At 36.2% G+C, this 24,249-nt stretch carries 19 protein-coding genes, 2 pseudogenes and 1 other annotated feature; of the genes and pseudogenes, 16 read left to right on the top strand and 5 right to left on the bottom strand.

The window, feature by feature from the left end:
• Positions 1-806 precede the first annotated feature (806 nt).
• From B1B04_RS15195 to recQ, 7 genes are all read left to right on the top strand, one after another.
• Complete coding sequence (locus B1B04_RS15195; RefSeq protein WP_079562285.1) at positions 807-1,121, top strand: hypothetical protein; 315 nt, start codon at positions 807-809, stop codon at positions 1,119-1,121.
• A 763-nt stretch (positions 1,122-1,884) separates the two neighbouring features.
• On the top strand, positions 1,885-3,768 hold the full coding sequence (locus B1B04_RS15200; protein ID WP_079562286.1) for an FAD-dependent oxidoreductase: 1,884 nt from the start codon (positions 1,885-1,887) through the stop codon (positions 3,766-3,768).
• 158 nt (positions 3,769-3,926) lie between these two features.
• Positions 3,927-4,146: a binding site (T-box leader), on the top strand.
• Between the two features lie 118 nt (positions 4,147-4,264).
• Entirely contained in the window at positions 4,265-5,938 is a 1,674-nt protein-coding gene (gene argS / locus B1B04_RS15205) for an arginine--tRNA ligase (protein ID WP_079562287.1), read from the top strand.
• 173 nt (positions 5,939-6,111) lie between these two features.
• Entirely contained in the window at positions 6,112-7,284 is a 1,173-nt protein-coding gene (locus B1B04_RS15210) for an MFS transporter (RefSeq protein ID WP_079562288.1), read from the top strand.
• Between the two features lie 115 nt (positions 7,285-7,399).
• A complete protein-coding gene (locus tag B1B04_RS15215; RefSeq protein ID WP_079562289.1) occupies positions 7,400-7,966 on the top strand; it encodes a DUF6434 domain-containing protein in 567 nt (188 codons plus the stop codon).
• A gap of 799 nt (positions 7,967-8,765) precedes the next feature.
• On the top strand, positions 8,766-9,911 hold the full coding sequence (locus B1B04_RS15220) for a TcaA NTF2-like domain-containing protein (RefSeq protein WP_240518310.1): 1,146 nt from the start codon (positions 8,766-8,768) through the stop codon (positions 9,909-9,911).
• A gap of 8 nt (positions 9,912-9,919) precedes the next feature.
• Positions 9,920-11,689, top strand: a complete 1,770-nt coding sequence (gene recQ, locus B1B04_RS15225; RefSeq protein ID WP_079562291.1) for a DNA helicase RecQ — start codon at positions 9,920-9,922, stop codon at positions 11,687-11,689.
• A gap of 72 nt (positions 11,690-11,761) precedes the next feature.
• On the opposite strand, the gene B1B04_RS15230 is transcribed toward recQ, so the two are convergent.
• Positions 11,762-12,109 (bottom strand): VOC family protein, encoded by a 348-nt coding sequence (locus B1B04_RS15230; RefSeq protein WP_079562292.1) that lies wholly within the window; start codon positions 12,107-12,109, stop codon positions 11,762-11,764.
• Between the two features lie 1,132 nt (positions 12,110-13,241).
• On the bottom strand, positions 13,242-13,763 hold the full coding sequence (msrA, locus tag B1B04_RS15235; RefSeq protein WP_079562293.1) for a peptide-methionine (S)-S-oxide reductase MsrA: 522 nt from the start codon (positions 13,761-13,763) through the stop codon (positions 13,242-13,244).
• A 175-nt stretch (positions 13,764-13,938) separates the two neighbouring features.
• Between msrA and B1B04_RS15240 the strand changes: the two genes are divergently transcribed.
• The 6 genes and pseudogenes from B1B04_RS15240 to B1B04_RS15265 all read left to right on the top strand — a co-directional run bounded on the left by B1B04_RS15240 (position 13,939) and on the right by B1B04_RS15265 (position 18,927).
• Positions 13,939-14,889: an LCP family protein gene (locus B1B04_RS15240; protein WP_079562294.1), complete on the top strand. Its 951-nt coding sequence runs from the start codon at positions 13,939-13,941 to the stop codon at positions 14,887-14,889.
• Positions 14,890-14,953: 64 nt separating this feature from the next.
• On the top strand, positions 14,954-16,153 hold the full coding sequence (locus B1B04_RS15245; protein ID WP_079562295.1) for an AI-2E family transporter: 1,200 nt from the start codon (positions 14,954-14,956) through the stop codon (positions 16,151-16,153).
• A gap of 127 nt (positions 16,154-16,280) precedes the next feature.
• Positions 16,281-16,645 (top strand): annotated as a pseudogene (locus B1B04_RS15250) (cupin domain-containing protein).
• A 179-nt stretch (positions 16,646-16,824) separates the two neighbouring features.
• Positions 16,825-17,778 carry a helix-turn-helix transcriptional regulator gene (locus B1B04_RS15255; RefSeq protein WP_079562296.1) on the top strand — a complete coding sequence of 318 codons (954 nt, stop codon included), beginning with the start codon at positions 16,825-16,827 and terminating at the stop codon, positions 17,776-17,778.
• Positions 17,779-17,842: 64 nt separating this feature from the next.
• Positions 17,843-18,406: a GyrI-like domain-containing protein gene (locus B1B04_RS15260; protein ID WP_079562297.1), complete on the top strand. Its 564-nt coding sequence runs from the start codon at positions 17,843-17,845 to the stop codon at positions 18,404-18,406.
• Between the two features lie 101 nt (positions 18,407-18,507).
• Positions 18,508-18,927: a DUF1801 domain-containing protein gene (locus B1B04_RS15265; RefSeq protein WP_205756645.1), complete on the top strand. Its 420-nt coding sequence runs from the start codon at positions 18,508-18,510 to the stop codon at positions 18,925-18,927.
• A gap of 410 nt (positions 18,928-19,337) precedes the next feature.
• Here the strand turns inward: B1B04_RS15265 and B1B04_RS15270 are convergent, their stop codons facing one another.
• Both B1B04_RS15270 and B1B04_RS15275 read right to left on the bottom strand, forming a co-directional pair.
• The gene (locus B1B04_RS15270) at positions 19,338-19,790 is read right to left on the bottom strand and encodes a hypothetical protein (RefSeq protein WP_079562299.1); all 453 of its coding nucleotides are present in this window, start codon (positions 19,788-19,790) and stop codon (positions 19,338-19,340) included.
• A 477-nt stretch (positions 19,791-20,267) separates the two neighbouring features.
• Positions 20,268-20,624: a hypothetical protein gene (locus B1B04_RS15275; protein WP_079562300.1), complete on the bottom strand. Its 357-nt coding sequence runs from the start codon at positions 20,622-20,624 to the stop codon at positions 20,268-20,270.
• 157 nt (positions 20,625-20,781) lie between these two features.
• On the opposite strand from B1B04_RS15275, the gene B1B04_RS15280 reads away from it, so the two are divergent.
• On the top strand, positions 20,782-21,162 hold the full coding sequence (locus B1B04_RS15280; RefSeq protein WP_079562301.1) for a hypothetical protein: 381 nt from the start codon (positions 20,782-20,784) through the stop codon (positions 21,160-21,162).
• A 27-nt stretch (positions 21,163-21,189) separates the two neighbouring features.
• A pseudogene (locus B1B04_RS15285) lies at positions 21,190-21,640 on the top strand (NUDIX hydrolase).
• A gap of 27 nt (positions 21,641-21,667) precedes the next feature.
• Here the strand turns inward: B1B04_RS15285 and B1B04_RS15290 are convergent.
• Positions 21,668-22,843: an aminotransferase class I/II-fold pyridoxal phosphate-dependent enzyme gene (locus tag B1B04_RS15290; RefSeq protein WP_079562302.1), complete on the bottom strand. Its 1,176-nt coding sequence runs from the start codon at positions 22,841-22,843 to the stop codon at positions 21,668-21,670.
• A gap of 570 nt (positions 22,844-23,413) precedes the next feature.
• On the opposite strand from B1B04_RS15290, the gene B1B04_RS15295 reads away from it, so the two are divergent.
• Positions 23,414-24,229: a hypothetical protein gene (locus B1B04_RS15295; RefSeq protein ID WP_079562303.1), complete on the top strand. Its 816-nt coding sequence runs from the start codon at positions 23,414-23,416 to the stop codon at positions 24,227-24,229.
• The last annotated feature ends 20 nt before the right edge of the window (positions 24,230-24,249 follow it).

Consider the following 24,249-nt stretch of genomic DNA (forward strand, 5'->3'; position numbering starts at 1 on the left):
AATCAGGGATGTAATTTTTAAAAATATGTAAGCTTTTTTGGGTAAGTTAGACAAGGGCTTATTTAAAAGTCAGAGGATGGACGATAGATGGTTTGACAAATAAAAATAAAACAAACGTTATGAGTATTACAATCGGATAATTACATACACACTGAGGGATATGTTAATTTGTGTCTCTATTTTTTCATTTTATACAAATTATACCTGAAATACCATATAGTATTTACGCAAGGGAATAAGTATTACGATACATTGAAGAAAAAGCTGAAAGAGTTATAAACATTTTAGAAGAAGTAATACAAACTATTGAACAATCCAAGGTGTTACCTGAGGAAGTTCAGTGACTGTCTTAGCGTCAATTAATAGCTTTGAAGTACATTGTAAGACTAAACAGGTCATTAACAGCTTAACTAGGTGTGAATTTTTATCTGAATGAAATGGTATGGAATGAAAAAAATATATTATAAAAGATACATTTTTAAGGGTTTATAATTTGTATTTATTCTTTTAACATTTGTTCCTATTGGTAGCAAACACAAAGCATAATGAGACATTGGCGGATGAGTTAGAAAGGATTGATAATGCATGAACATCTAGTAATTGAGGACATGACGCTTATTTAAGCTTTTAGGCTAATGACGATAATGTAGAAATGCTTTTTTAATAAATTGATGATTAAATCCATATCGTTGTGTCTCATTGATGAAAATTATTGAACGTAAGTATTTAGTATGAAAGATTTATTCCAGGTACTCGAAAAAATGAGACTTGTTCTTTTTCAATTTCTTTAATTTAGAGGGGTTTTTATGCATAGAGAATTAAAACAAAGAATATTAAGTGAACCATCTGAATTCATTTCTTATGTGGAGAAACTAATTAGTACAAATAGATTTTACGATGGTGAAGTGCTGGAAATATCGATACTTGCCATAAAAAACGGACCTGGAAGATTATCAGATGAACAATGGCATGTCTTTATAGAAAATGGTTTATTACCTTTTTATTATGATAAATGTGAAAGATGTACCGATGATATTCCATGGTCGTTTATGTACAGTGCTATTTTTATAAGTAGAGATCATCTTTGTCCTTTCTGTAATTATTTAGAAAATAAAAAATAAGTCTTTTGCCTTCCGCCATGTTAAGGAAGGCATTTATTTCACAAGAAATACAGGCTTGACATTAGTGTGGGAGATTTGGCGAATTCAGAAGTAATGGAATTAGATTTATTTGGTGGGAAAGCGGACAATAATAACTAACTCTGTATCAAAAGCTTCATCATGATGGAGGTATACTTTACTCATTAGCTGCGCCCATTATATTCTTTGAAATGGAGATTTCTGTCGGAAAATGAAAAAACAATCATAAAGACCTACAACAATTTAATAGGTTCTAGTTGCTTCATTGTTACAATATCGCTAGAATGATTATGTATCTTTTTTTGTTTTAGATTATACATACATATTTATTGTTTCTTATGCTTTAAATGCATTTGGTTAGTTCTTAAAGTTGATATTCTGCTGCTATTCCAACCCCAATGATTTGCCACTACGAATATCAGTATAGGTAACTGTCAGTAGAAGACTATTATTTCATCATACTTTCATGCCGTGCCGTCCAAAATGGCACCACTTGTTATAGGAAATGAAAACCCTTGAACTCACCAAGGTAAGTTATTTTAGGTGGATTCGATTTTATCTACTGTGTGAAAAACTATTTTGAAAAGTACCTAGACTGTAAAGACCTATTAGGTTTGCTACGAACTCACGTTGAAATGTAAAACAGTTAATAACTATATAAATATGTCATGTCAACTTTTTCAAAAGGTGATCATGATTATAAACAAGAGATACAGATGGGAATTTTATCTATTGGAGGTATGTTATGGGTAAGGGCTTGGTAAGATCAGCCATATTAATAGTAGTAATTGTACTAGGTATAGGAAGTTATTATTTTATAACAGATATTAGAAGTGAAATGGCACATAAAAAACTTGTGAAAAACTATGAAAAGCCAATTCCGGAAAAAACGATAAATGAAGAATATGATGTAATTGTCATTGGTGGAGAGCCAGAAGGGGTTGCTGCTGCAGTATCAGCAGCTCGTAATGGTGCAAAAACACTTTTAGTAGAAAAGCGTGAAGAATTAGGCGGATTATTTACGTATGGAATGCTCAATTTCCTTGATATACCTCGAAATGACTCTAAACGACCAGTCAGTATGGGTATTTTTAAAGAATGGCACGACCTAGTTAGAGGGAAAGATGCCTTTGGAATTGTAGATGCGAAGGCTGCCTTTAAAAAGCTTGTCGATGAAGAACCAAATTTAACGCTTTCTGTACAAACAGAAGTCGTTAATGCCAATCTTGATTCAAATCAGCTAACATCAGTGGAATTAAAAAATAAATATGGTACGTATGCTGTAAAAGGCAAGACATTCATTGATGCTACACAAGATGCTGATTTTGCTACAATGTCAAAAGTTCCATTTTTCATGGGTGGAGAAGATATTGGTATTAAGGATAAGAGAATGGCTGTTACCTTGATGCTACATTTAAAAAATGTTGATTGGGATAAGGTGAAAAAAGAAGCAAATTCAAATACTTTTGGTGGTGCTCACCTAAATGATTCAGTTATGTGGGGCTTTACAAAGCTTCATGATGACTATAAGCCAGTACTAGAAGGTACGAGATTACGAGGCTTGAATTTAGCAAAAGTAGATGATGAATATTATATTAATGCTTTACAAATTTTCGGAATCGATGGTTTGAATGAACTTTCTAAACAGGAAGCAATTGAAAAAGGGAAGAAAGAGACTGAACATATTTTAAAATATTTACATGAGAAGTTTCCTGGCTTTGAAAATGCAGAAGTTGTGAGTTATCCGGAGGAACTATACGTCCGCGAAACAAAACATATTTGGGCAGAATACCAATTACCGATGTCTGATGTTTGGAAGAATAGTGATCATTGGGATAGCATTGGCGTAGCTGCTTATCCAGTTGATGTACAAGCGCAAACGCCTCATGATTATGGATATGTTATTTCAGCTCCAAATCAATATGCAATTCCTTTCCGTTCTTTAGTGCCGAAAGAAATCGATGGCTTGCTTGTTGTAGGTCGTTCAGCAGGTTATTCATCACTTGCAGCTGGAAGTGCACGTGTCGTTCCAACGGGTATGGTGACAGGTGAAGCAGCGGGAGCAGCAGCAGCGATAGCCATTAAAGAAGACGTAACCTTTAGAGCAATGAGCAAGGACAAAAAACTCATTAATACTTTACGAGAAAATTTGAAGAAACAAGGAGCCTTTGTAGATTCTTTTGAGATGGATTATCCTTATAAAAATGAATGGTATGATAAATCTATTCAAACTTTAATCAATTACGGTCTCGTTGTCGGTGGTTATTCGAATGACTTAAAAGTTGAAGATACAGCAACAAAGATTAAGTTTGCGAAAATGCTAAAAGAGGGCGTTCAACGTGTTAGTCCAGAGAAAATGAACGAGCTTGGGGATAAGCTGGATGTCGTTATCTATAAAGTAGCTAAAAAAGAAAAAAACCCAATTAAAAGAGATGAAGTCGCAGAACACTTGGCGGAAGTATTAGTAGGAAAGTCAAGTGATAACAACTGGAATGTATTGATTGAAAAAGGGATTATCAGTGAAAAATTAGCTAAAAGATTAACTGAAAACAAGGAATTAAAATTAAAAGAGTTGTACGCCATAATGGCTGATGTCATCCATTATGCAGAAAAGGAACATTCCCACTAATTAGTGGGGAATGTTCCTTTTCCTTTTAGATACGGTATTAATGTACGCGTAATTTGGCCTACTACCAAAATACACCATTGGAATCGATTCAATTATTTAAAAATCAAAAGACAGTTGACTAAAAAAAGGAACTACTGTAATATAATTTGAAATTACAGTTAAATTCTGAGATGAAGAGAGTAGTTTATGGAGCAACTGGAAAGCGAATTAGGGATGGTGTGAGCCTAATGCAGGAGCCATAAATGAAACGCACTTTGGAGAAGGTTCTCAAATTTGTAGTAGAGAATATCGGGGAGTCACCTCGTTAACAATGGAAAGTGGTCATATTATATGGCAACTAGAGTGGTACCACGGGATAACTATGCTCTCGTCTCTATTTTAGAGACGAGGGCTTTTTTTATTTTCATTTAGTATGAATCGTCCGTGCACAATTCAAAATATGGACGCTTTGTTTGTCTACAAGAAAATGGATTTATGTATAGAGAGGAGAATGAATATGAATAGACAAATTGCAAAAAGTATAGCTGAGGCATTAAATAATGAGCTGTCCGTTATTGAAGTTCAAAACTTACTGGAGAAACCAAAAAAATTGGACTTAGGGGATTTGGCATTCCCGTGCTTTACGCTAGCCAAAAAATTAAGAAAGTCCCCTCACACTATCGCGTCAGACATAAAAAATAATATAAGCTGCGATTGCATACAAGAAGTTCAAGTAGTAGGTGGTTATGTCAATGTTTTTTATCATCAGCCTACGATTACTCAACAAGTTCTTAGTCAAATTGTAAAAGAGAAAAATTTATACGGGACTCAACAAGAGTCAAAAGGGAATATAGTGCTAGATTTTTCTTCACCTAATATAGCGAAGCCTTTTTCTATGGGCCATTTACGTTCAACAGTGATCGGTAATGCTTTGGCCAATATTGCCGAGAAAAACGGCTACAAAGCAATTCGCATTAATCATTTGGGTGACTGGGGAACGCAATTTGGTAAATTAATCGTCGCTTATCAAAAATGGGGAGATCAAAAGACGATTGAAGCTGCCCCAATAGAGGAACTGCTAAAAATTTATATAAAATTCCATGAAGAAGCGGAGCAGGATGATTCACTGAATGAACAGGCACGTACCGCATTTAAAGCATTAGAAGATGGGGATGAAAAGACGTTAGCTCTTTGGCAATGGTTCAGAGATGCATCACTCGAAGAATTCAAAAACATTTACGGATTGCTTGGAATTGACTTTGATTCATTCGCTGGGGAAGCGTTCTATAATGACAAAATGGCTGCTGTTGTTAAGGAATTGGAAGAAAAAGAACTGCTTGTGAAATCCGAGGGTGCTCATGTCGTTGAAATAGACAATATGCCTCCATGCTTAATAACCAAAACTGATGGTGCTACGCTCTATGCTACACGTGATTTAGCAGCTGCTTTTTATCGTAAACAGCAATATGACCCTAAAAAATCATTTTATGTTGTAGGACATGAACAATCACTTCATTTTAGCCAATTATTTAAGGTCATTGAGAAGATGGGGTATGATTGGGCAAAAGACTTGCAGCATGTGCCTTTTGGGATGATATTAAAAGAGGGTAAAAAAATGTCGACACGTAAAGGAAAGATCGTTCTATTAACAGATGTACTAACAGAGGCAATTGCTACGGCGAAACGAAATATCGAGGAAAAAAATCCAAATTTAATGCATAAAGAGAGTATCGCACGACAGGTTGGTGTAGGAGCGGTCATTTTTAATGATTTAAAAAATGATCGTCTTCATGACATTGAGTTTTCTATTGAGCACATGATGAATTTTGAAGGTGAAACAGGGCCATATATTCAATATACGTATGCACGTATCGTATCTCTTTTGGCAAAAGCAGATGCACAAAGTTATGCAGTATCGCTCGAAGCATTAGGTGAGCAAGCATGGCCTGTTATTTTATTACTCGAACAGTTTCCGAAAGTAATTACTAACTCCTTTGAACAAGCTGATCCATCACAAATTGCTAAATACGCTTTACAATTAGCACGTCAATTTAATAAATATTATGCGCAAAATAAAGTATTGGTCAATGACAGCCAAATAAAATCAAGATTAGCATTTTGTCTTTGTGTATCCATTGTGTTAAAAGAGTCGTTAGCACTATTAGGCATTGCCGCACCTAAAAATATGTAAGAACGATTAGTGTGTCTACAACATCGTGCTCGCTACAACATGCAACTAGTAATAGCTATGGAAATTGACCATTACTAGAAAAAATGGTAAAAGGGTATAGTGAGAATTCAAAGGTCTTATCAAATTTCGTTGAATTTTTAACCGTATATTTAGAGAGAAGGTTTTTAGAAAGTATGGAGAAAAAGCAAAGGCGTGTTTCCATGGTACTTGTGGTTGTTTGTATTTTCTTGGTTGCGCTCAATATGCGCCCAGCAGTCACAGGAATAGGACCACTATTTAATGTACTTTTAGAATCACTCCATATATCAAATACGAAAATGAGCTTTTTAACATCTATTCCGGTGTTTTGTATGGGACTCTTTGCACCATTTGCAGTCCCATTACAAAGAAAACTTGGAACAAAAACAGCTATTACGCTCTTACTAATCATCCTAACAATAGCAAATGGCCTACGCTTTTTAAAAGAAAGTTATGTACTACTTGTAGTAACAAGCTTTGCGGCAGGATTTGCCATTGCACTGATAGGACCTATATTAAATGCCTATAGCAAGAAAAAATTCCCGAGCCGTTTTACTACGGTGGTTGGTATTTATTCATTTGGAATAGGAACAGGGGCAACATTGAGTGCGGCACTAACATTACCATTTTATAATCATTTTCATGAGAGCTGGACGATCGCGCTTGGCTCTTGGGCAATACTTGCTATTATTGCTCTTTGTATATGGATCTTGACTATACAAAATCAAGAGCTACCAGAGACAGCTGTATTTACTGAAAAAGTAGCACGAAATCCGTGGAAAAATGTCCGTGCTTGGACCATTTTAATTTACTTTGGTTTACAAACATCTTTGTTCTTCTCCATGATGTCCTGGTTAGCGCCGATGTTACAGGATAAAGGCTTCTCTCTTGGCGCCGCAAGCTCTATGCTAACATTTATGTCGATTGTACAAATGATTGGGAATATTTTGGTCCCTATATTAATGGAAAAATGGTCGAGTCGAATCGGCTGGCTCTTCTCTTTAGGGGTCTTTGGCATTATTGGCTTTGTGTTGCTATGGGTAGGATCAGGGACTTTGTTATGGATTGCGGTATTCATTATAGGTATTGTATTAAGCGGCTTATTTCCAATCGGTTTATTGCTACCATTGGATGAGGCAAGAAATGACGAAGAAGCGAATAGCTGGTCATCTATGGTGCTTTCAGGCGGCTTCATGATAAGCGCCATTATCCCAATACTGATTGGCTATTGCTATGATGTGACGGGTAACCATACATTTACCTATGCAATTTTTATCACATTAATGCTAGGCATTATAGCTACTATCATTTTTCTTAAGAAAAAATAATGTGGAAACATGCGCGAATGTACGCGCATGTTTTTTATGCTGTTTTCGTGCTTGGTTTTGCCAAATGTGAACTATCGTTCTATAATGTGGAATAAGTATTATGGAGGTATAATTAATGAGACCTAAACTTACGAAAGATATAAGTGTAGAAAGTTTTAAGGATTTTTATTGGTTAAAGGAAGAATTGCAAACTTTTTGTAGAAAAAACGGAATAAGTGCTTCTGGTTCTAAAATAGAGATTTCCAATAGGATTGAAACATTTCTACAGACAGGAGAGATTAAGAAACCTGTCAGAAAATTAAAAGCGAAGAAAATAGAACAGCAAGTAGACTTAAGTCTTGATACACTCATTACCGAAAATCATCGTTGTAGTCAAAATGTAAGGGCGTTTTTTAAGACAGTACTCCCTAAATTTCATTTTTCAACCTATATCCAAAGCTATTTTAAAAACAATGTTGGAAAAACATATCGTGATGTCGTAGATGCTTGGAATAAGGAGGAAGAACGGAAGAAAGACCCTTCATATAAGAATAACATTGCACCCCAATTTGAATATAATCAATTCATCCGTGACTTTTTTTCTGACCCAAAAAATCAAGGGAAAAGTCGTGAAGAAGCGATTGAAGCATGGAATACAATCAAGAAACTACCTGGAAACAATAAATATACGTCCAATAATTAGTTTACGATGTTCATTATTATTGAGGTGTAATAATGCATCAGTAAACAAATCGAGAAATGATACATAATCTTTTAAGGGGAGCTTGCCAGCCATTTTCTAGATGGGGACCTGGACTACCATGTAAATAAAGTAATATCGGGTTATCATAGTTAGTACGAGAATGAAATAAATAATGATCTGCACCATTTAATGAGACAGATTCCTCAATAGTAACATTTATTTTATCGATCATTCTCCCTAATTATGATTTCTTCGTCTTTCAATCTTTTATAAGATCTTCAACTGAACGTCATTTTGGTTTTCATCCATATCTAATTAAATGTCTTCTTCAAAACCACCTTTACATCACCATCCAAACGATATAACTTCTTTAAGACACTCTACATCGTCTCCAGTTCACTCGTCGAGATACCTTTAAAAAGATCTATTAAAAATAAATTTCTTTTTCAGTTGCCTCGAACTCAACATGTTTAGCAAGCTCAATAATTGAAGAGGGAAGCTTTCTTTTTTATATCATTTTAACCGCAAATGATAAGTCATTTTCCATAGCAAAGATAATAAAGAGCCGTTTTTTATAGGTAGAACGAATTGAACATAAGACGAGAGCTTTATTTTAACAATACAAATAAAATAATAATATTATTATGTAAACTTGAAACGAAGCGTAACGTTGTTTATGATAGAATAGAAAGATGTTTAACTTACTTTCAGGTCACTTCTATAGGTGATGAGATGAATAAGGGTTGAAGTTATTGTTCAGCACGGCCACTGAAAGAAGTTAAAGTCTCCGGACGCAATTATGTCAAGGCATAATCGAATGATAGAAAGTTTTGGTGAACGTATGTGGAAAAAGATGCTCATTCTTGGAGCGACAACTTTACTTTTAACCGGCTGTGGCAATGATACATTGGCAGAGGTAGTTCAAAGTAAAAAGACCGATGTGAAATCGGAAAAGGCTGTGACGAAGCAGCAAGAAAAAATTGTTCCGGAAGTAAAGGTAGTTGGGGAGAACGGAATCGGTGCAGGGATTATTGTTAAAAAAGAGGATGGGAAACTTTATATTGTGACAAATGGGGCGCTCGTGGCTTCAAAGCCAACTGCGCTTGTACAATTTAATAATGATAAACTGAAGGAAGCCGAAGTTCATTATTTATCGACAGCTTATAATATAGCCATTTTAGAAGTTTCCTATAACGTATCGGTAAAGGTACCGACCGTTTATAATGGGGAATTAGATCAGTTAGCTGTTTATGTCGATAGCTTACCACATACTATTCAAAAATATAGTGGCAGTGTAGCAGCTTATTACATAGATGCAAATCAAAATACACGTATAGGGAGTCCGGTTCTAGAAGCGGAGAATGGCAAACTTGTGGGCATCTATTTTAAACGCAAGGAAAACGGTGTATCACAGCCGTATATATTGCCATTTAAAGATATTGTAATGTTATTGGATGAATGGTGTGAAAGTGGCATGAAGCCAAGTAATAGACTAACTCAAGCCAAAAACTTGTATCCGTATATAGAACAGGGTGATAAGGAAGCCGTCCTGCAAGCAATTGATCAATATGGAAAGAACATTTTTGCTTTTCATACCGATGAAATAAAGTTATTTTTAGATGCATTTCATAAGCAATTAAGAGCAGCTGTTGAGGTTCAAGATGCTAGTGTCATGAAATCTTTCGTAGGGTCAAACGATTTACAAAGCACCCTGGATAATATGGTTGCCTATTACGCTTCCAAAAAAGCACAAATATATTTTTCTGATACGACAATTAAAAATATCACCATGGAAGGACAAAATATTATTGTTCGTGCCAAAACAGAATATGTCCTAACAAATTCTGCTGGTCAAGAGGCACTTGCAAACTCTATGATGGTATATGAAATAAATAAAAATGAACAGGGCGAGTATAAGCTTATTCGTCTAAAAACTGAGGAGTGAAAAGTTGGATGGAGCAAGCAAAACAAATGCTACAACATCATTTTGGCTATGATTCATTTCGCAATGGACAAGAACCAATTATTGAACAAACATTACGAGGTCAATCAAGTCTTTGTGTGATGCCAACTGGCGGAGGTAAATCAATTTGCTATCAAATTCCGGCGCTCATGCTAGATGGCCTTACAGTCGTCATTTCCCCTTTGATTTCTTTGATGCAAGATCAGGTAGAAGCATTACGTGCTGCGAATATTCCAGCGGCGTATATTAATAGTACCTTAACCGTGCAAGAAGTGAATGAAACAATCCAGCTTGCTAGTGCGGGTTATTTAAAGCTTCTTTATATAGCACCAGAGCGATTAGAAAGTGCAAGTTTTTTACAAGTATTATCGAATTTATCTGTACCTTTGATTGCCGTGGATGAAGCACACTGTATATCTCAGTGGGGGCATGATTTTAGACCAAGCTACCGAGCAATCCAAAAATTATTTACGTTGTGGCCGCAAAAACCAACTGTCTTAGCACTTACTGCCACAGCTACACCAGCTGTTTGTGATGATATTAGACAATTATTAGACATTGACGAGCAATCAACTGTCATTACAGGATTTTCACGCGACAATTTAGCATTCTCTGTATTAATCGGTGAAAACAAAGAGCGCTACATTAAAAATTATTTAATGAAAAATAAAAATGAAGCGGGCATAATTTATGCGGCTACACGAAAGGCTGTAGACGCGATCTATGAGCTGTTAAGTCGTTCGGGCGAAGCTGTTGCAAAATACCATGCGGGATTATCAGAGGACATGCGTATGTCAGAGCAAGAGCGCTTTTTAAAAGATGAAGCGCGCATTATGGTAGCTACCAATGCATTTGGCATGGGTATTGATAAGAGTAATGTACGCTTTGTTATTCATTATCAAATGCCACGCAATATGGAGAGCTATTATCAGGAAGCCGGACGTGCAGGTCGTGACGGCTTACCAAGTGCTTGTATTTTACTGTATGCTTCAGGTGATGTTCAAACACAGCGCTTTTTAATTGAACAGACGCAGGATGAAACACGGATTGCACAGGAATTAGGAAAGCTGCAAACGATGGTGGATTATTGCCATACAGAAGGCTGTTTACAAAATGCCATCTTAACGTATTTCGGCGAAGTACCAGGGATGCCTTGTAGTCGTTGTAGTAACTGTAATGATGGACGAGAAGTGAAAGATGTGACGGTAGATGCACAAAAGGTATTAGCCTGTGTCGTAAGGATGGGGCAGAAATTCGGTAAGACAATGGTGGCCCAAGTGTTAATAGGCTCCAAAAATCAAAAGGTCACTGAATTTGGCTTTGCAAGGCTATCTACCTATGGCATATTAAAAGGGCAATATTCCTCAAAGGATGTCTCAACCTTTATTGAGTTTTTAATTGCTGAGGGCGTTCTTGCCGTTAAACATGGCACGTTTCCAACCATTTATGTATCAGAGGAAGGAAAAGAGGTCTTACTCGGGAATCAACAAGTCATGAGAAAAGAAGCTGTTACTGTACGTAAGCTTGTAGACAATGATCCGTTATTTGAGCATTTACGATTATTACGTAAAGAGATTGCAGATGAGGAAAAGGTGCCACCATTTGTTGTTTTCTCTGATAAAACATTACGTGATTTATGTGACAAAAAACCGAATGCGCTAGAAGATTTACGACATGTTAGCGGTATTGGTGAAGTAAAATTCGAAAAATATGGCGAACGTTTCTACGAGGCTCTGCAGTCTTTTTTGAAAACAGTTTAAGAAGGAAAAAGGGAAGTGCTTAATTCAACAGAATTAGGCACTTCCTTTTTATATAAAAAGTATTACAAACCGCTATCTCTCCCAAAGCTCGATCAGTCGACCTTCAGGATCTTTAATCCAAATAAACTTTCCAAATTCACTAATCTCTTTTTCCTTTTCAAGAGGTACACCAATTTGTTCAAGATGCTTAATAGTTTCGTCTATATCATGTACTTGGAAATTTAACATTACTTGTTGTTCTATTGGAAAATAACTGTCATTTTCGTTAAAGAATGAAAAGATCGTCTCATTTCCTAATTCGGGTTTAATCACAGTTCCATTCCAATTGTCTATGTCCAACTTCAACACGTCACTGTACCATTTTTTGATAACATCAAGATTGTTAGTTCTCCAAAATATTCCCCCGATACCTTTAATCATCGTATTTAGCTCCTGTCTGACTGTAAATTTTTTGAATTTATGTTTAGTACCTTCTTCAACTATACCGCTTGAATAGTTGAAGTACAATTTTTCACATCATCGATTTTGTCATAAATATCCATTAAATAAATCACCACAAAGAATAACTAAAGAGGAGATTTTCAAAGCTACAGTACCAAAATAAAAAAACCCGGAATAGTAATATTCCGGGCTTGATTCACTTACTTATAGTGCTCCATGACACACTGCCTCGCTTCCGCATTGATCTTAAATTTTTAAGACAACTGTGCTTTAGCTTCATTCAGTTTTGATGGTCCTTCTGAGTTACCGGTCAATCCCACTCATCGGGTTAACCCTCCTTGTCATTGGATTTGAAAGTGAAATCTTAAATAGTATAGACCGTTCATTATTTTCTATACACGTTTTTAAAAAGAAAAAAATCCAACGGCTATACTTTTCCGGCATAAATGCGTCCTGAATCGCCTTAGGCCCTCAGATGTTAAGCGAAGCGCCAGCAACACCATGTTTTTGTCTGTGCGAAAGCAAGCGCCAGCAACACCATGTTTTGTCTGTGCGAAAGCGAAGCGCCAGCAACACCATGTTTTGTCTGCGTGAAAGCGAAGCGCCAGCAACACCATGTTTTTGTCTGCGCGAAAGCGAAGCGCCAGCAACACCATGTTTTGTCTGTGATAAAGCGAAGCGCCAGCAACACATGTTTTTGTCTGCGCGAAAGCGGAAGCGCCAGCAACACCATGGTGTCAGTTAGCCGTTATCGTGTGAAGAATAATTAAAGAGGGGATAAAACAAAAAATAACCCGGAATAGTAATATTCCGGGCTTGATTCACTTACTTATAGTGCTCCATGACACACTGCCTCGCTTCCGCATTGATCTTAAAATTTTTAAGAAACTGTGCTTTAGCTTCATTCAGCTTTGATGGTCCTTCTGAGTTACCGGTCAGCCCCACTCATCGGGTTAACCCTCCTTGTCATTGGATTTGAAAGTGAAATCTTAAATAGTATAGACCGTTCATTATTTTTTATACACGTAAACAAAAAAAGAAAAATCCATTTTGAAAACGGCTAAGCCATGAGTAAAAAAGGGACGTCAATCAAAATGAAATATCATAAAAATTATTTCTCCCAATGCTCAGTGATGAACTGATCACGGCCAGAAAGCGCTCGGTCTTTCTGATAATGCTCCGACTCTTTTTTATAAAAATCCTGATGATAATCTTCTGCAGGGTAGAAGTGCTTAGCATCGCGAATTGTGGTTACAATAGGTTTATCGAAGCGACCATTGTTTGCTAGCTTTTCCTTGGAAGCTTCTGCAATGCGCTTTTGTTCGTCTGAATAAGTAAAGATAGCTGTCGTATATGATTCACCACGGTCATGGAATTGACCAAAAGCATCTGTAGGGTCGATTTGCATCCAGTAAATCTCAAGGAGCTGCTCATAACTAAAAACGCTAGGGTCAAATTCAATTTCGACTACTTCTAAATGGCCAGAAGTACCTTTTTTGACATCCTCATAAGTAGGATTGTCTATATGGCCACCCATGTAGCCAGAAGTGACCTTATGTATACCATCCCATTCAACAAATGGCTTTACCATACACCAAAAACAACCGCCAGCAAACGTAGCTTTCTCAATCATGATCATCATCCTTTCTGTCGTGAAAATATTATAGCATTATTTGGTACATTCCTGGCAAAAAGGGTGTAAAATAACCTTTAAATAGTTATTGAAAGGATTCGCAACATACTATAAAATGAACCTTTCTTTCGATGGAATCGTTACATTACTATAAAAAATAGAGGAGTTAACAGTTATGGAAGAGCAAGATTATTCAAGACGCTCGCAGCGCCCACAAAAAAAGCGTTTGCGTAAAGGGCGAGCATTCTTCACATTGTTATTACTGTTTGTCATCGTGATTGCAGGTTATTCCGTTATGCAATATCGAAGTGGACTGAAATTGGCAAATGATACAAAGGTAGCCCAAGAGAATTTCAAGGGCGATACAGTAAATGGCGATGTGGAAAACTATTTATTATTAGGGATTGATACTCGTGGTGAAGAAAAATCACGTACAGATACAATGATGGTATTATCGTGGAATAAGAAAACAAATGATATGAAGCTCGTGTCGCTCATGCGAGATATTTATGCAGATATTCCTGGTTATAAATCCTATAAGCTTAACACGGCGTACTATTTAGACGGTGTTCAATTATTAAAAGATACGATTACCAATATGTTTGGCCTACCGATTCATCATTATGCCATTATAGATTTTAAAAATTTCGAATCACTAGTAGATATTTTAGCGCCAAATGGTGTTGAAATCGATGTAGATAAAGATATGTCCGAAAATATTGGGGTTTCATTAAAACAAGGTGTTCATAACTTAAACGGTCAAGAATTACTTGGCTTTGCTCGATTCCGTCACGATGCTGAAGGGGATTTCGGTCGAGTAGCACGTCAGCAAAAGGTGATCGAAGCCTTAAAAAATGAAGTTTTATCACCTCAAAATATGTTGAACTTACCAAAATTCGTTGGAGCAGCGCAAGGATATATAACGACGGACTATTCATCAGCAGAAGAAGTTCAACAAGTGCTGAAAATGGTGTCGAAAGGTAAAGTCAATATAGAAAAAGCAACAGTTCCTATTGAAGGTAGTTATAATTTCCAAAGCTTTAGAGGTGTCGGTGATTCAATTGTTATGGATGTAGAGAAAAACAAAGAATTTTTACGTAAATTTTTAGGAATTCCTTTAGAGTGATTTTTAGCAAAATCCAACATCATCTTGTAAAATAAGGATATAGGATTGGTATTGGGGTGATTAGATGGAAAAAGACAGATCAGATGAGCGTTCAAATTTCTTTTCAACGAAGTTTATTCGCTTTATCGGTGGTAAAAACTTATTTTTTACACTGATTGTTTTATTATTATTAGCGTGCGTAATTTTTATGTTTCAAAAAGTTTCCTTTATATTTACCCCGCTAAAAGTTTTATTTGAGGTAGTTATTCTGCCAGGGGTATTAGCCATTATTGGGTATTATTTACTTCGTCCAATATTGGGGCTTTTCGAAAGATGGCGGATCCCAAGGGTTTGGGGTATCTTTCTTCTATATATTATTCTGATTGGCATCATTACGTTATTAGTAGTACTTGTCTATCCGTTTTTACGAGACCAGTTTACTAATTTAGCACAGGAATTCCCAGGATATTTTATGGCATTTACACAAAATATTGCTGAGTTTCTCAATAATGCACGTCTCAACGAATACTTAGATAAAGTTAATTTAAATTATGACTCAATGGTAGAGAATTTTACTACAGATATGGTGGAAACGGTAAAAGATACGGCTGCGAATTTGGCGCAAGGCGTAGCATCTGGAATTACTGGATTCGTTTCAGCGTTAACTGGGATTGTTCTATCATTAGTGACAGTGCCATTTATTTTATTTTACTTACTTAAAGATGGTAAAAAACTACCGAGCTTTATTATAAAAGTTTGTCCGCCACGTACGCGTAAAGAAGTAACAGAAATCTTACATGACATGGACAAGCAAATTAGTTCCTATATTCAAGGACAAATTTTAGTGTCCATGTGCATAGGTGCAATGGTGACTATTGGCTTTTTAATTATCGGTATGAAATATGCCTTATTGCTTGGCTTCCTTGCTATGGTTACGAGCGTGGTTCCGTACTTAGGGCCTGTTATCGCCATTACGCCAGCGGTCATTATCGCTCTTGTTACATCGCCATTCATGCTTATTAAGCTAGCCATTGTCTGGACGGTCGTACAGCTCATTGAAGGGAAATTTATTTCTCCACAAATTATGGGTAAATCACTGAGTATCCATCCAATTACAATTATTTTCGTGTTATTAACGGCGGGTTCTTTATTTGGCGTACCAGGTGTCATTTTAGGGATTCCGGGCTATGCCATTTTAAAAGTGCTAGTAACCCATTTATTTAAACTATATAAACAGCGTTATAATCGTTATACGGATGAGATGCATCAAAAATATGATGTGTAATGAAGAGACAGTTACTGCGGAAGTGCAGTAGCTGTTTCTTTGCATTAACGATAAGAATCTTCCACTTATGTGGTGTCAATATGTTAACCTTATATTAGGGTCGCAAAGAGGATGGAGGGAACAGAGAATGAATTACGTACCGATTAATTTACAAGAGAAATTAGATATATTCCAAGAACTCTGGTCTCCAAAGCTTATTGCTGAATGAATGATTATCAATTTAAGCTAGTCAAAGTACAAGGGGATTTTGTTTGGCAGAAACATGAAGATACAGATGAAGTTTTTATCGTCATTGAAGGAAATTTAATCATTGAATTTCGTGATGGAAAAGTTACTTTGAAGGAAGGGGAAATGTTTGTTGTTCCACGAAATGTCGATCATAAGCCTTACGCTGCATCCGAGTGTGAAATTATGCTTGTAGAGCCTAAAGGTGTTGTGAATACTGGACAAGAACAAACAGAGCAAACAGCAGAAAATGATGTTTGGCTTTAACTTTTCATTATGAAAAATTAATATACGCAACAGAACCCTTCAAACCATTAAAGTTAGAAGGGTTTATGTTGTTATATGATAATTTTTGTGGTGTAACTTGCACTTGTACTAAACGATCAATATCATCTAATCAAGTATTCTCTAAGAATTACTTAACATCCAAATGGAGGTTACATATTTTGAAACTGGAAAGACTCTTATCTATTATTATTCTTCTACTGAACCGTCGAAAGGTGCAGGCTAAGGACCTGGCGGAGCAGTTTGAGGTATCCATTCGGACTATATATCGAGATATTGATTCAATTAATGCAGCCGGCATCCCGATCGTCACCTATCAAGGAACAAATGGTGGCATTGGTTTGGCAGAAGGTCACCGTTTGGATCGAAATTTGCTAACAAATGACGAGCTTGCTACTATCGTTACCGCTCTTCGCAGTATTTCCACTTCATACGGCAAAGAGCAACACCAACGCCTTGTGGAAAAAATAAATAGTGTCGTACTACCAGCACATGAAGAAGAATTTCAACATAAGACAAATCGCGTACTAATCGATTACTCTCCTTGGGATGGTATTGAAAAACTCCGTCCGAAACTACAACTATTAGACGAAGCAATAGATAGCTGTGTATTAGTGTACTTCACCTATTCGAATGCAGATGGTGAAGTTTCCCAGCGAATAGTAGAGCCACATATGCTCATGCTCAAAGGAAGGCAATGGTATCTACAAGCTTATTGTCTAGAGAAAAAAGAGTTCCGCCTCTTTAAACTAAAAAGAATGAAAGGGCTCGAAGTAGATCGTGAAAAAAACTTCATTCGTCGAGATCACGCTACTCAGAAACAGGGTGAAGGCCAGCGTAAATTCAAGCCATCCGATGTACCAGAAGTTGTCTTTCGATTCCAAGATGAAGCTCGGCATTTAGCAGAAGAATGGTTTGGTATTGAAGAACTTTTGCCAGATGAGGATGGCAGTTGGCTAGTAAAAAAGGCGTATCCAAAAAATGAATGGCTCTATAGTTTCATTCTTAGCTTGGGCCATCATGTAGAGGTGCTTGAACCTCAACATTTACGGGAAATCATTGCTAGTCGTGCTGAAAAAATAGCGATCATTTACAAAAATGACATAGCAACATGACAATCAGTTGTCAGGTTTATTGTTTTATACTGGTTTTATTCTATAATAAGGAGAATGATTTAGGATGAAACAAAACGAACAAAAAAATATGACTGAATGGAATCACGTATCGTCTAAAGAAAACATACCTACGAAACGAATTGAACCTAGCCGAATTGAGGTATTATCTTCCTTCACCTTAGCTGGAATTAGTGCCGTTACAACAAATGAAGCAGAACGAAGCCAAGATGGCAAAATTGGTAAGTTGTTCGAAGAGTTCCACTCTCAAAATATTGGTAAGAAGCTAGGAGTTCATATTCAAGAGGATGGTCATTATAGCTGTTACTTCAACTATGAAGATGGAGATGCGGGACTTTATGAAGTAATGGTAAGCGTACATATTAATGAAGAATTACAACTTCAGAATCTAGATATGATAAAAGCATTTACTGTTCCTGCTGCAAAATATGCTGTATTCGTTACAAAACGTGGACCAATTATAGAAATGATTCAGCGTACTTGGGCTGATATTTGGCAATGGTCACAGCAGCCAGGGAATAACCGAGCATTCACAGGTGATTTTGAATATTATAGCAAGGATATTAATCCAGAGGACGGACAAGCAGAAATTTATATTTCGATAAAATAGCTTTCGTGTTGTAGTAGACAATTTGAATTGCCTTTAGAAAATTATTAATCGTACGGTTGAGTATTGATTAGTTTGTTATTTTTAAAAAAGGAATGATGAATATGCGTACAATTGAAAATACCAAGGTGGAGGAAGTATTCAAACAGTATCCTAAACACATTCAGTCGAAACTATTGATTCTTCGTCAGTTAATTTTGGATACGGCAATAGAGACAGAAAGCGTAGATCATGTGGAAGAAACGTTAAAATGGGGAGAACCAAGTTATATCACAAAAAAAGGGAGTACAATTAGACTAGGTTGGAAACAGTCAAATCCAGATCAATACGCCATGTATTTTAACTGTAATACGAAGCTAATTGATACATTTAAAGAGGTTTATAGAGATGTATTCAACTATGAAGGGAATCGAGCGATTGTATTTGCTGTAAATGATGAAATACCAGTAAATGAAGTAAAACAGTGCATTGCATTAGCACTAACTTATCATACTCGAAAGCATCTTCCAATGCTTGGATTATAATGAATAGACGTTAACACATTTTTATTTGAAGTAGTTTTACTTCAATATGTTATGAGTAAAAACAACATATTGAACGATAGCAAAAACCCTTCCAACCAGTAAAGTTAGAAGGGTTTTTGTTGTTGATATGATTATTTTTGTGGTGGATAATTTGTAACATCTTATTTTAATCGAGTAAATATACGTTTTACCTGGGGGTTTCTAAAGAAAAGTTAGCCAATAATTAAAATTGTGGTAGAACAATAGGTTGCAGAGAATCAAAAAAGGTGGATTACTAATCATTTTGAGTAGTCTAATTAGATAATTAATGAGAAAGCACCTGTTAGCCATCCATGTAGTGTAAAACCAACGGTACACCAAAGAGAGTGAAAGATTATTACGTTCTTTCAAGGGAGTTTAAGTACATTTCTTCACATTCTTTTCTTTAAATAAAATGAGCAAAAACCTGAAATACAAAGGCAAGCTATAAACGTCCAGAAGTTAAAAAATAAATGATTAGAAAAAGGATTTAAATAGGATATTTCGTATTCAAAATATGGGTTGATTTCATTTCGAAAAGACACGATTCGATAAATCGACATGCCAAATACCAGCACAAACACACCCGAATAGCAGGCTTTAAATAGTTTTCGTTTCACTGGAAAACGTTCATGTAACTTTTCAAAAACAAACATCATTGCAAAGAAAAAATAAAGAATAATTAACATCGGAAACATCACAAACATTAAGCCTGGGTTTCCGTTTCCTCCAACAAAATTCTCACCTGTGGGGTCGAATGAAGGAGTAGCCATAGCAGTGAGTGTAAAACCGACAATGCTTACAATTCCTGAGATAACAACACTTAGCAAAAAAAGAAAACGCATACTACTCCTCCTTAACAACCTGTCCCTTTAGTAAATAAAATTCAACAAAAAGAGCATAAATCCTTGTTGAATAAACGCCATTTAGTAAGTAGCGTATGCTTTCCGAAAATACAATGCATGTAAAATTAAATGAAAAATTGGTAATGTATTATATTGAAGGGAGAGTGTTTTATGAAAAAGGTGATTGTATCGTTCGGGTTCATCATTTTACTCGTTGGAGCGTTCGTATTTTACAACAAACTCTATCTCCACTCCCGATAGAAAATATAAGTAAAAAACAGTTATAGAAAAAATAAATGATTCCGACTCGAAAGCATTTTCCAATGCTTCGGAAATAGTAATATAAGCTCCATCTAATTGTTAGGCTCATTATGAATAAAAGTACCCTAAATTAGCGACTTTTTTAAGTGTCTGTCCAATTGGGTACTTATTTCGTAAGGTATGATTTTAATTATAAGGACTTCTATGATTTAAACATTACTCTAATTTTTCTAGAATGGAATAAATATCTGGTGACTCTTCGATTAGAAATATTTTGTTATCCTCTTTGACATTGTAAATGACTGTTCCTTCATCGTAATAATTGGAAGTTAAATTCTCCTTTTCGATATCAGAGGATGGTACCCTTCTCTTTATTTCACCAAATACTTCTCCCGTTGAATATTTTTCATATTTTGTTAAGTCATAAGAGGCATAAATTGTTCCATTTAAATTTACCATAGGTACATACGATTGTTCTTGTTCTGTATTTGAAATATCATTTTCTAGAATTGTTGAACAGCCACTCAAGACTATTATTGCAGCCACTAGACACCCAAAAATAGTATACTTCAAAAAATCTCATCCCTTCATTATTTCGTTTGCTAACTTAGACGTCTGATTAACTAAGTAAATTACCTCCCTTTAGGCCTTAGTGTAATAGAATGTAATATATGGAAATAAAAAATGAAAATTAGTGGTAATATATTATATTAAAAGGAGAGAGTGTTTTATGCAAAAGGTGATAGTATCAATCGGGCTCATTATTTTACTCGTTGGAACGTTCGTATTTTACAATAAATTTTATCTTCCTCCACTCCCAATAGAAAGTATAAGTAAAAAAACAGTTATAGAAAAAATAAATGATTCCGAAACACGAATGGTTAAATTGCGGAAAGAAAACGGCAAAGAATGGTATGTATTAAAGGGAGAAAATATATCCACAGCTGATGAAATGATCAAAGAAATGCTTGATCAAAACGGTTGGGTTTTCAAAGAAAAGGATGGCCGTGGACTCTTCTTTGAAAGACATGGCGAAAATTTGATTGTAACGACACAAATGTGGACTGGAGACTATGTGTTAGTGGATTTTCCTGCCGATTTTAACGAATAAGAGCGTTTTAAAATAAAGGAGTGCTTTATGGGATATATAAAAGATTTGCGCAAAGTAGTTGGAGTGCGGTACTTGTGTATTGGTTAATAATAATCATCAACAGGTTTTATTACAGCTTCGTATAGATAATGAGTGTTGGGGGTTAATTGGGGGTTCAATGGAGCTAGGTGAAACATTCGAGCAAGTAGCGCATCGAGAATTATTGGAGGAAACAGGACTAAAAGCTAAAAATCTAATATTAATCAATACGTATTCTGGACAAGATTTTTATTATCAATATCCGCATGGTGATGAAGTTTATAACGTTGTTTCAGCATTTGAATGTAAAGTAAATAATGGCCAACTTATTCATGATCAAGCTGAGGCAACGATGCTACAGTTTTTCTCTTTAGATGATTTACCTAAAAATATTAGTCCTCCTGATAGACCGATACTTGAGGATTATATAATAAACAATAAAAACCCTTCCAACCATTAAAGTTAGAAGGGTTTTTATATTAGATGATTATTTTTGTGGTGCTAGTTGTACTTGTGCTAAGCGATCAACAGCTTCTTGCAACATTTCTTTCGGTTGTACTAAGGCTAAACGTAAATAGCCTTGTCCAGCCGAGCCAAATACTGTACCAGGAACTGTTACGATTCCTGCTTGTTCAATTAGTTTAAAGGCTAGTTCTGTACAGTCAATATCGTACGGATATTTTGCCCAGACGAACATGCCACCTTCAGAAGGCGCTGCATCCCATCCTAATGTATGTAAGCCATTCATTAATGTTTTATGGCGTTCTGAGAATGTTGCGCGTAGGTCTGCTGTAATTTCCTCGGCATTATCAAGTGCTACGACTGCAGCATCTTGAATTGGTTCGAAAATACCGAAATCTAAATTTGATTTTAATTGTTTTATAATCGAAATCATCTCAGCGTTACCCGCGATATAAGCGATACGTGTACCAGCAAGGCTAAAGCTTTTCGATAATGAGTTAATTTCCATCCCAACTTCTTTTGCGCCAGGAGTGGCTAGGAAGCTGATTGGACCATCACCAGTAAAGTAGAACTCAGAGTATGCTGCATCATGTAGAACGATGATGTTGTATTTTTTCGCAAAGGCAATGACTTTTTCAAAATAGGCGATTGAAGGCATTGCAGGCACAGGATTACCTGGTAAGTTTAAAATTAGTAGTTTTGCTTTTTGCGCAATCTCTTCAGGAACAGCATCTAAGTCTGGTAAATAATCGTTGTCAGCTGTTTGAGGCATATAGTAAGGTGTTGCGCCTGCTAGATGAATTCCTGCATCATAGGCTACGTAAGCTGGGTTTGTAGAAAGTACGATATCTCCTGGATCACAAAAGGCGATTGGTAAATGCACTAATCCTTCTTGAGAGCCGATCGTTTGAATGATTTCAGAAGCGGGATCTAAATCTACATTACTACGACGTTTATAGTAGCGACTAACAGCTTCATAAAAACGTTGCGTGCCTGTTAATGTATAGCCGTAGGATTCTGCTAAGCCCGCTCTATACGATAAATGCTCGCGAATTTTAGCATGAGGAGGAAGGTCAGGACTACCTAAGCTTAAATCAATCATTTTCATGCCTTTTGCTTCCAGTTGCTTAGCATGATTTTTTAAATCTCCGAAAATTGCTGGTGTGAATAAAGACATTTTTTTAGATGGTACGATTTTCAAACTAGTACACTCCTTATAGTTGTATAACAGAATAGTAGTTCACATTTTATCATACTAAAGCATATAAAGGGAAAGTTATTCTGAAAAAAGAATATATTTCTATAATGGAGAAGATGCATGCATAGACTAGCGGGAATAAATTAACTTTTTTCAGCTGTAGTCTCCCATCTTGATAGATGATGTAATGAAAACAATTTTCAGTCATTTTCAGTGAGTGTGCAATCACCTGTGAAATAGAGGAACTTAGGTTAAGAACTTCACCTCCTGTGAAAACGCCTGAATGACCGATATCGTGTCGGCCTAAAGCCTCCGGCGGATGTCACAGAATCGGATAGGTGCGCATAGGGGATATTAGCCTAAAATCATCGCATCCATGCGATTATGGCTAACTGACCTGCATTGTACAGGCCTAAACACAAAGCCGATTCCGGACGCATTGTTTATCTGTGCGAAAGCGAAGCGACAGCAACAATTATGCCGAGGCATATATGATCTAATACTGGAAACAATGATTTTGACGGAAAAAGTGGAACGTTTCTGCTATCATAAAATGGAAAGGAGCTGTCAGTCATGGATGTTTATTCTTTGAGTGGTCCAAGTGGAACAGGGAAAAGTACAAGCGCACTAGTTTTCGCCCATAAAATCGGGGTAGAGGCTCTTATTGATGATGGTCTTCTTATTGTAAATGGTGTGAAAGTAGCTGGAATTTCCGCGAAGTTTGAGAAAAATACGATTACAGCCGTTCGTCGAGCGATTTTTACAGATGATACACATCGTAATGAAGTAAAAAAAGCACTTAATACACATAAAGTACAGTCGATTTTGCTAATTGGTACGTCCGATAAAATGACTAAAACGATCGCTCGTCAGCTTGAGCTTTCTCCAATCAATACATATTACTATGTCGAGGATGTACGTTCTCAAAAAGAAATAGCAAAAGCTCGCTTTATTCGACAGACGCAGGGGAAGCATGTGATGCCAATCCCGTACCGACAAGTCGAGCAAAACTTTTTTAAACGACTCGTTCAAAAAGGGAAGGAGATTTTCTCTACAAGGCGTGAAAAAATAGGGGAGACGACGATTGTTCGTCCTGATTTTCAACAAGAGTATATTGAAATTGGTAAGCATGTTTATGTGCAGCTACTCACGTATTGCTGTGTAGAGCAAGATATCGTTCACAAAGTTGAGCATGTACAATTCGTGTTAGGCGATTTAGTGCAAGCAACGATTACTTTACAGTTAAAGATACCTATTACTTATTCCATACCAGATCGATTGTATGCATTACAAAAATCGATACAGGCGGAATTCCACCAGCATTTTGGGTATGAATTAGATGCGATTCATCTTCAAATTAAGTCGGTAGTACAAAAGCGAAAATCGTAAAAAACAGGTACTCCATTCGC

Source organism: Lysinibacillus sp. KCTC 33748 (assembly GCF_002237755.1).
Classification (GTDB): Bacteria; Bacillota; Bacilli; order Bacillales_A; family Planococcaceae; genus Lysinibacillus.

Coding starts and splice junctions, on each gene's coding strand:
- B1B04_RS15240 (WP_079562294.1), top strand. CDS start 13,939: ATGGAAGAGCAAGATTATTCAAGACGCTCGCAGCGCCCACAAAAAAAG.
- recQ (WP_079562291.1), top strand. CDS start 9,920: ATGGAGCAAGCAAAACAAATGCTACAACATCATTTTGGCTATGATTCA.
- B1B04_RS15265 (WP_205756645.1), top strand. CDS start 18,508: ATGCGTACAATTGAAAATACCAAGGTGGAGGAAGTATTCAAACAGTAT.
- argS (WP_079562287.1), top strand. CDS start 4,265: ATGAATAGACAAATTGCAAAAAGTATAGCTGAGGCATTAAATAATGAG.
- B1B04_RS15245 (WP_079562295.1), top strand. CDS start 14,954: ATGGAAAAAGACAGATCAGATGAGCGTTCAAATTTCTTTTCAACGAAG.
- B1B04_RS15195 (WP_079562285.1), top strand. CDS start 807: ATGCATAGAGAATTAAAACAAAGAATATTAAGTGAACCATCTGAATTC.
- B1B04_RS15270 (WP_079562299.1), bottom strand. CDS start 19,790: ATGCGTTTTCTTTTTTTGCTAAGTGTTGTTATCTCAGGAATTGTAAGC.
- B1B04_RS15210 (WP_079562288.1), top strand. CDS start 6,112: ATGGAGAAAAAGCAAAGGCGTGTTTCCATGGTACTTGTGGTTGTTTGT.
- B1B04_RS15220 (WP_240518310.1), top strand. CDS start 8,766: ATGTCAAGGCATAATCGAATGATAGAAAGTTTTGGTGAACGTATGTGG.
- msrA (WP_079562293.1), bottom strand. CDS start 13,763: ATGATTGAGAAAGCTACGTTTGCTGGCGGTTGTTTTTGGTGTATGGTA.
- B1B04_RS15280 (WP_079562301.1), top strand. CDS start 20,782: ATGCAAAAGGTGATAGTATCAATCGGGCTCATTATTTTACTCGTTGGA.
- B1B04_RS15200 (WP_079562286.1), top strand. CDS start 1,885: ATGGGTAAGGGCTTGGTAAGATCAGCCATATTAATAGTAGTAATTGTA.
- B1B04_RS15295 (WP_079562303.1), top strand. CDS start 23,414: ATGGATGTTTATTCTTTGAGTGGTCCAAGTGGAACAGGGAAAAGTACA.
- B1B04_RS15215 (WP_079562289.1), top strand. CDS start 7,400: ATGAGACCTAAACTTACGAAAGATATAAGTGTAGAAAGTTTTAAGGAT.
- B1B04_RS15230 (WP_079562292.1), bottom strand. CDS start 12,109: ATGATTAAAGGTATCGGGGGAATATTTTGGAGAACTAACAATCTTGAT.
- B1B04_RS15260 (WP_079562297.1), top strand. CDS start 17,843: ATGAAACAAAACGAACAAAAAAATATGACTGAATGGAATCACGTATCG.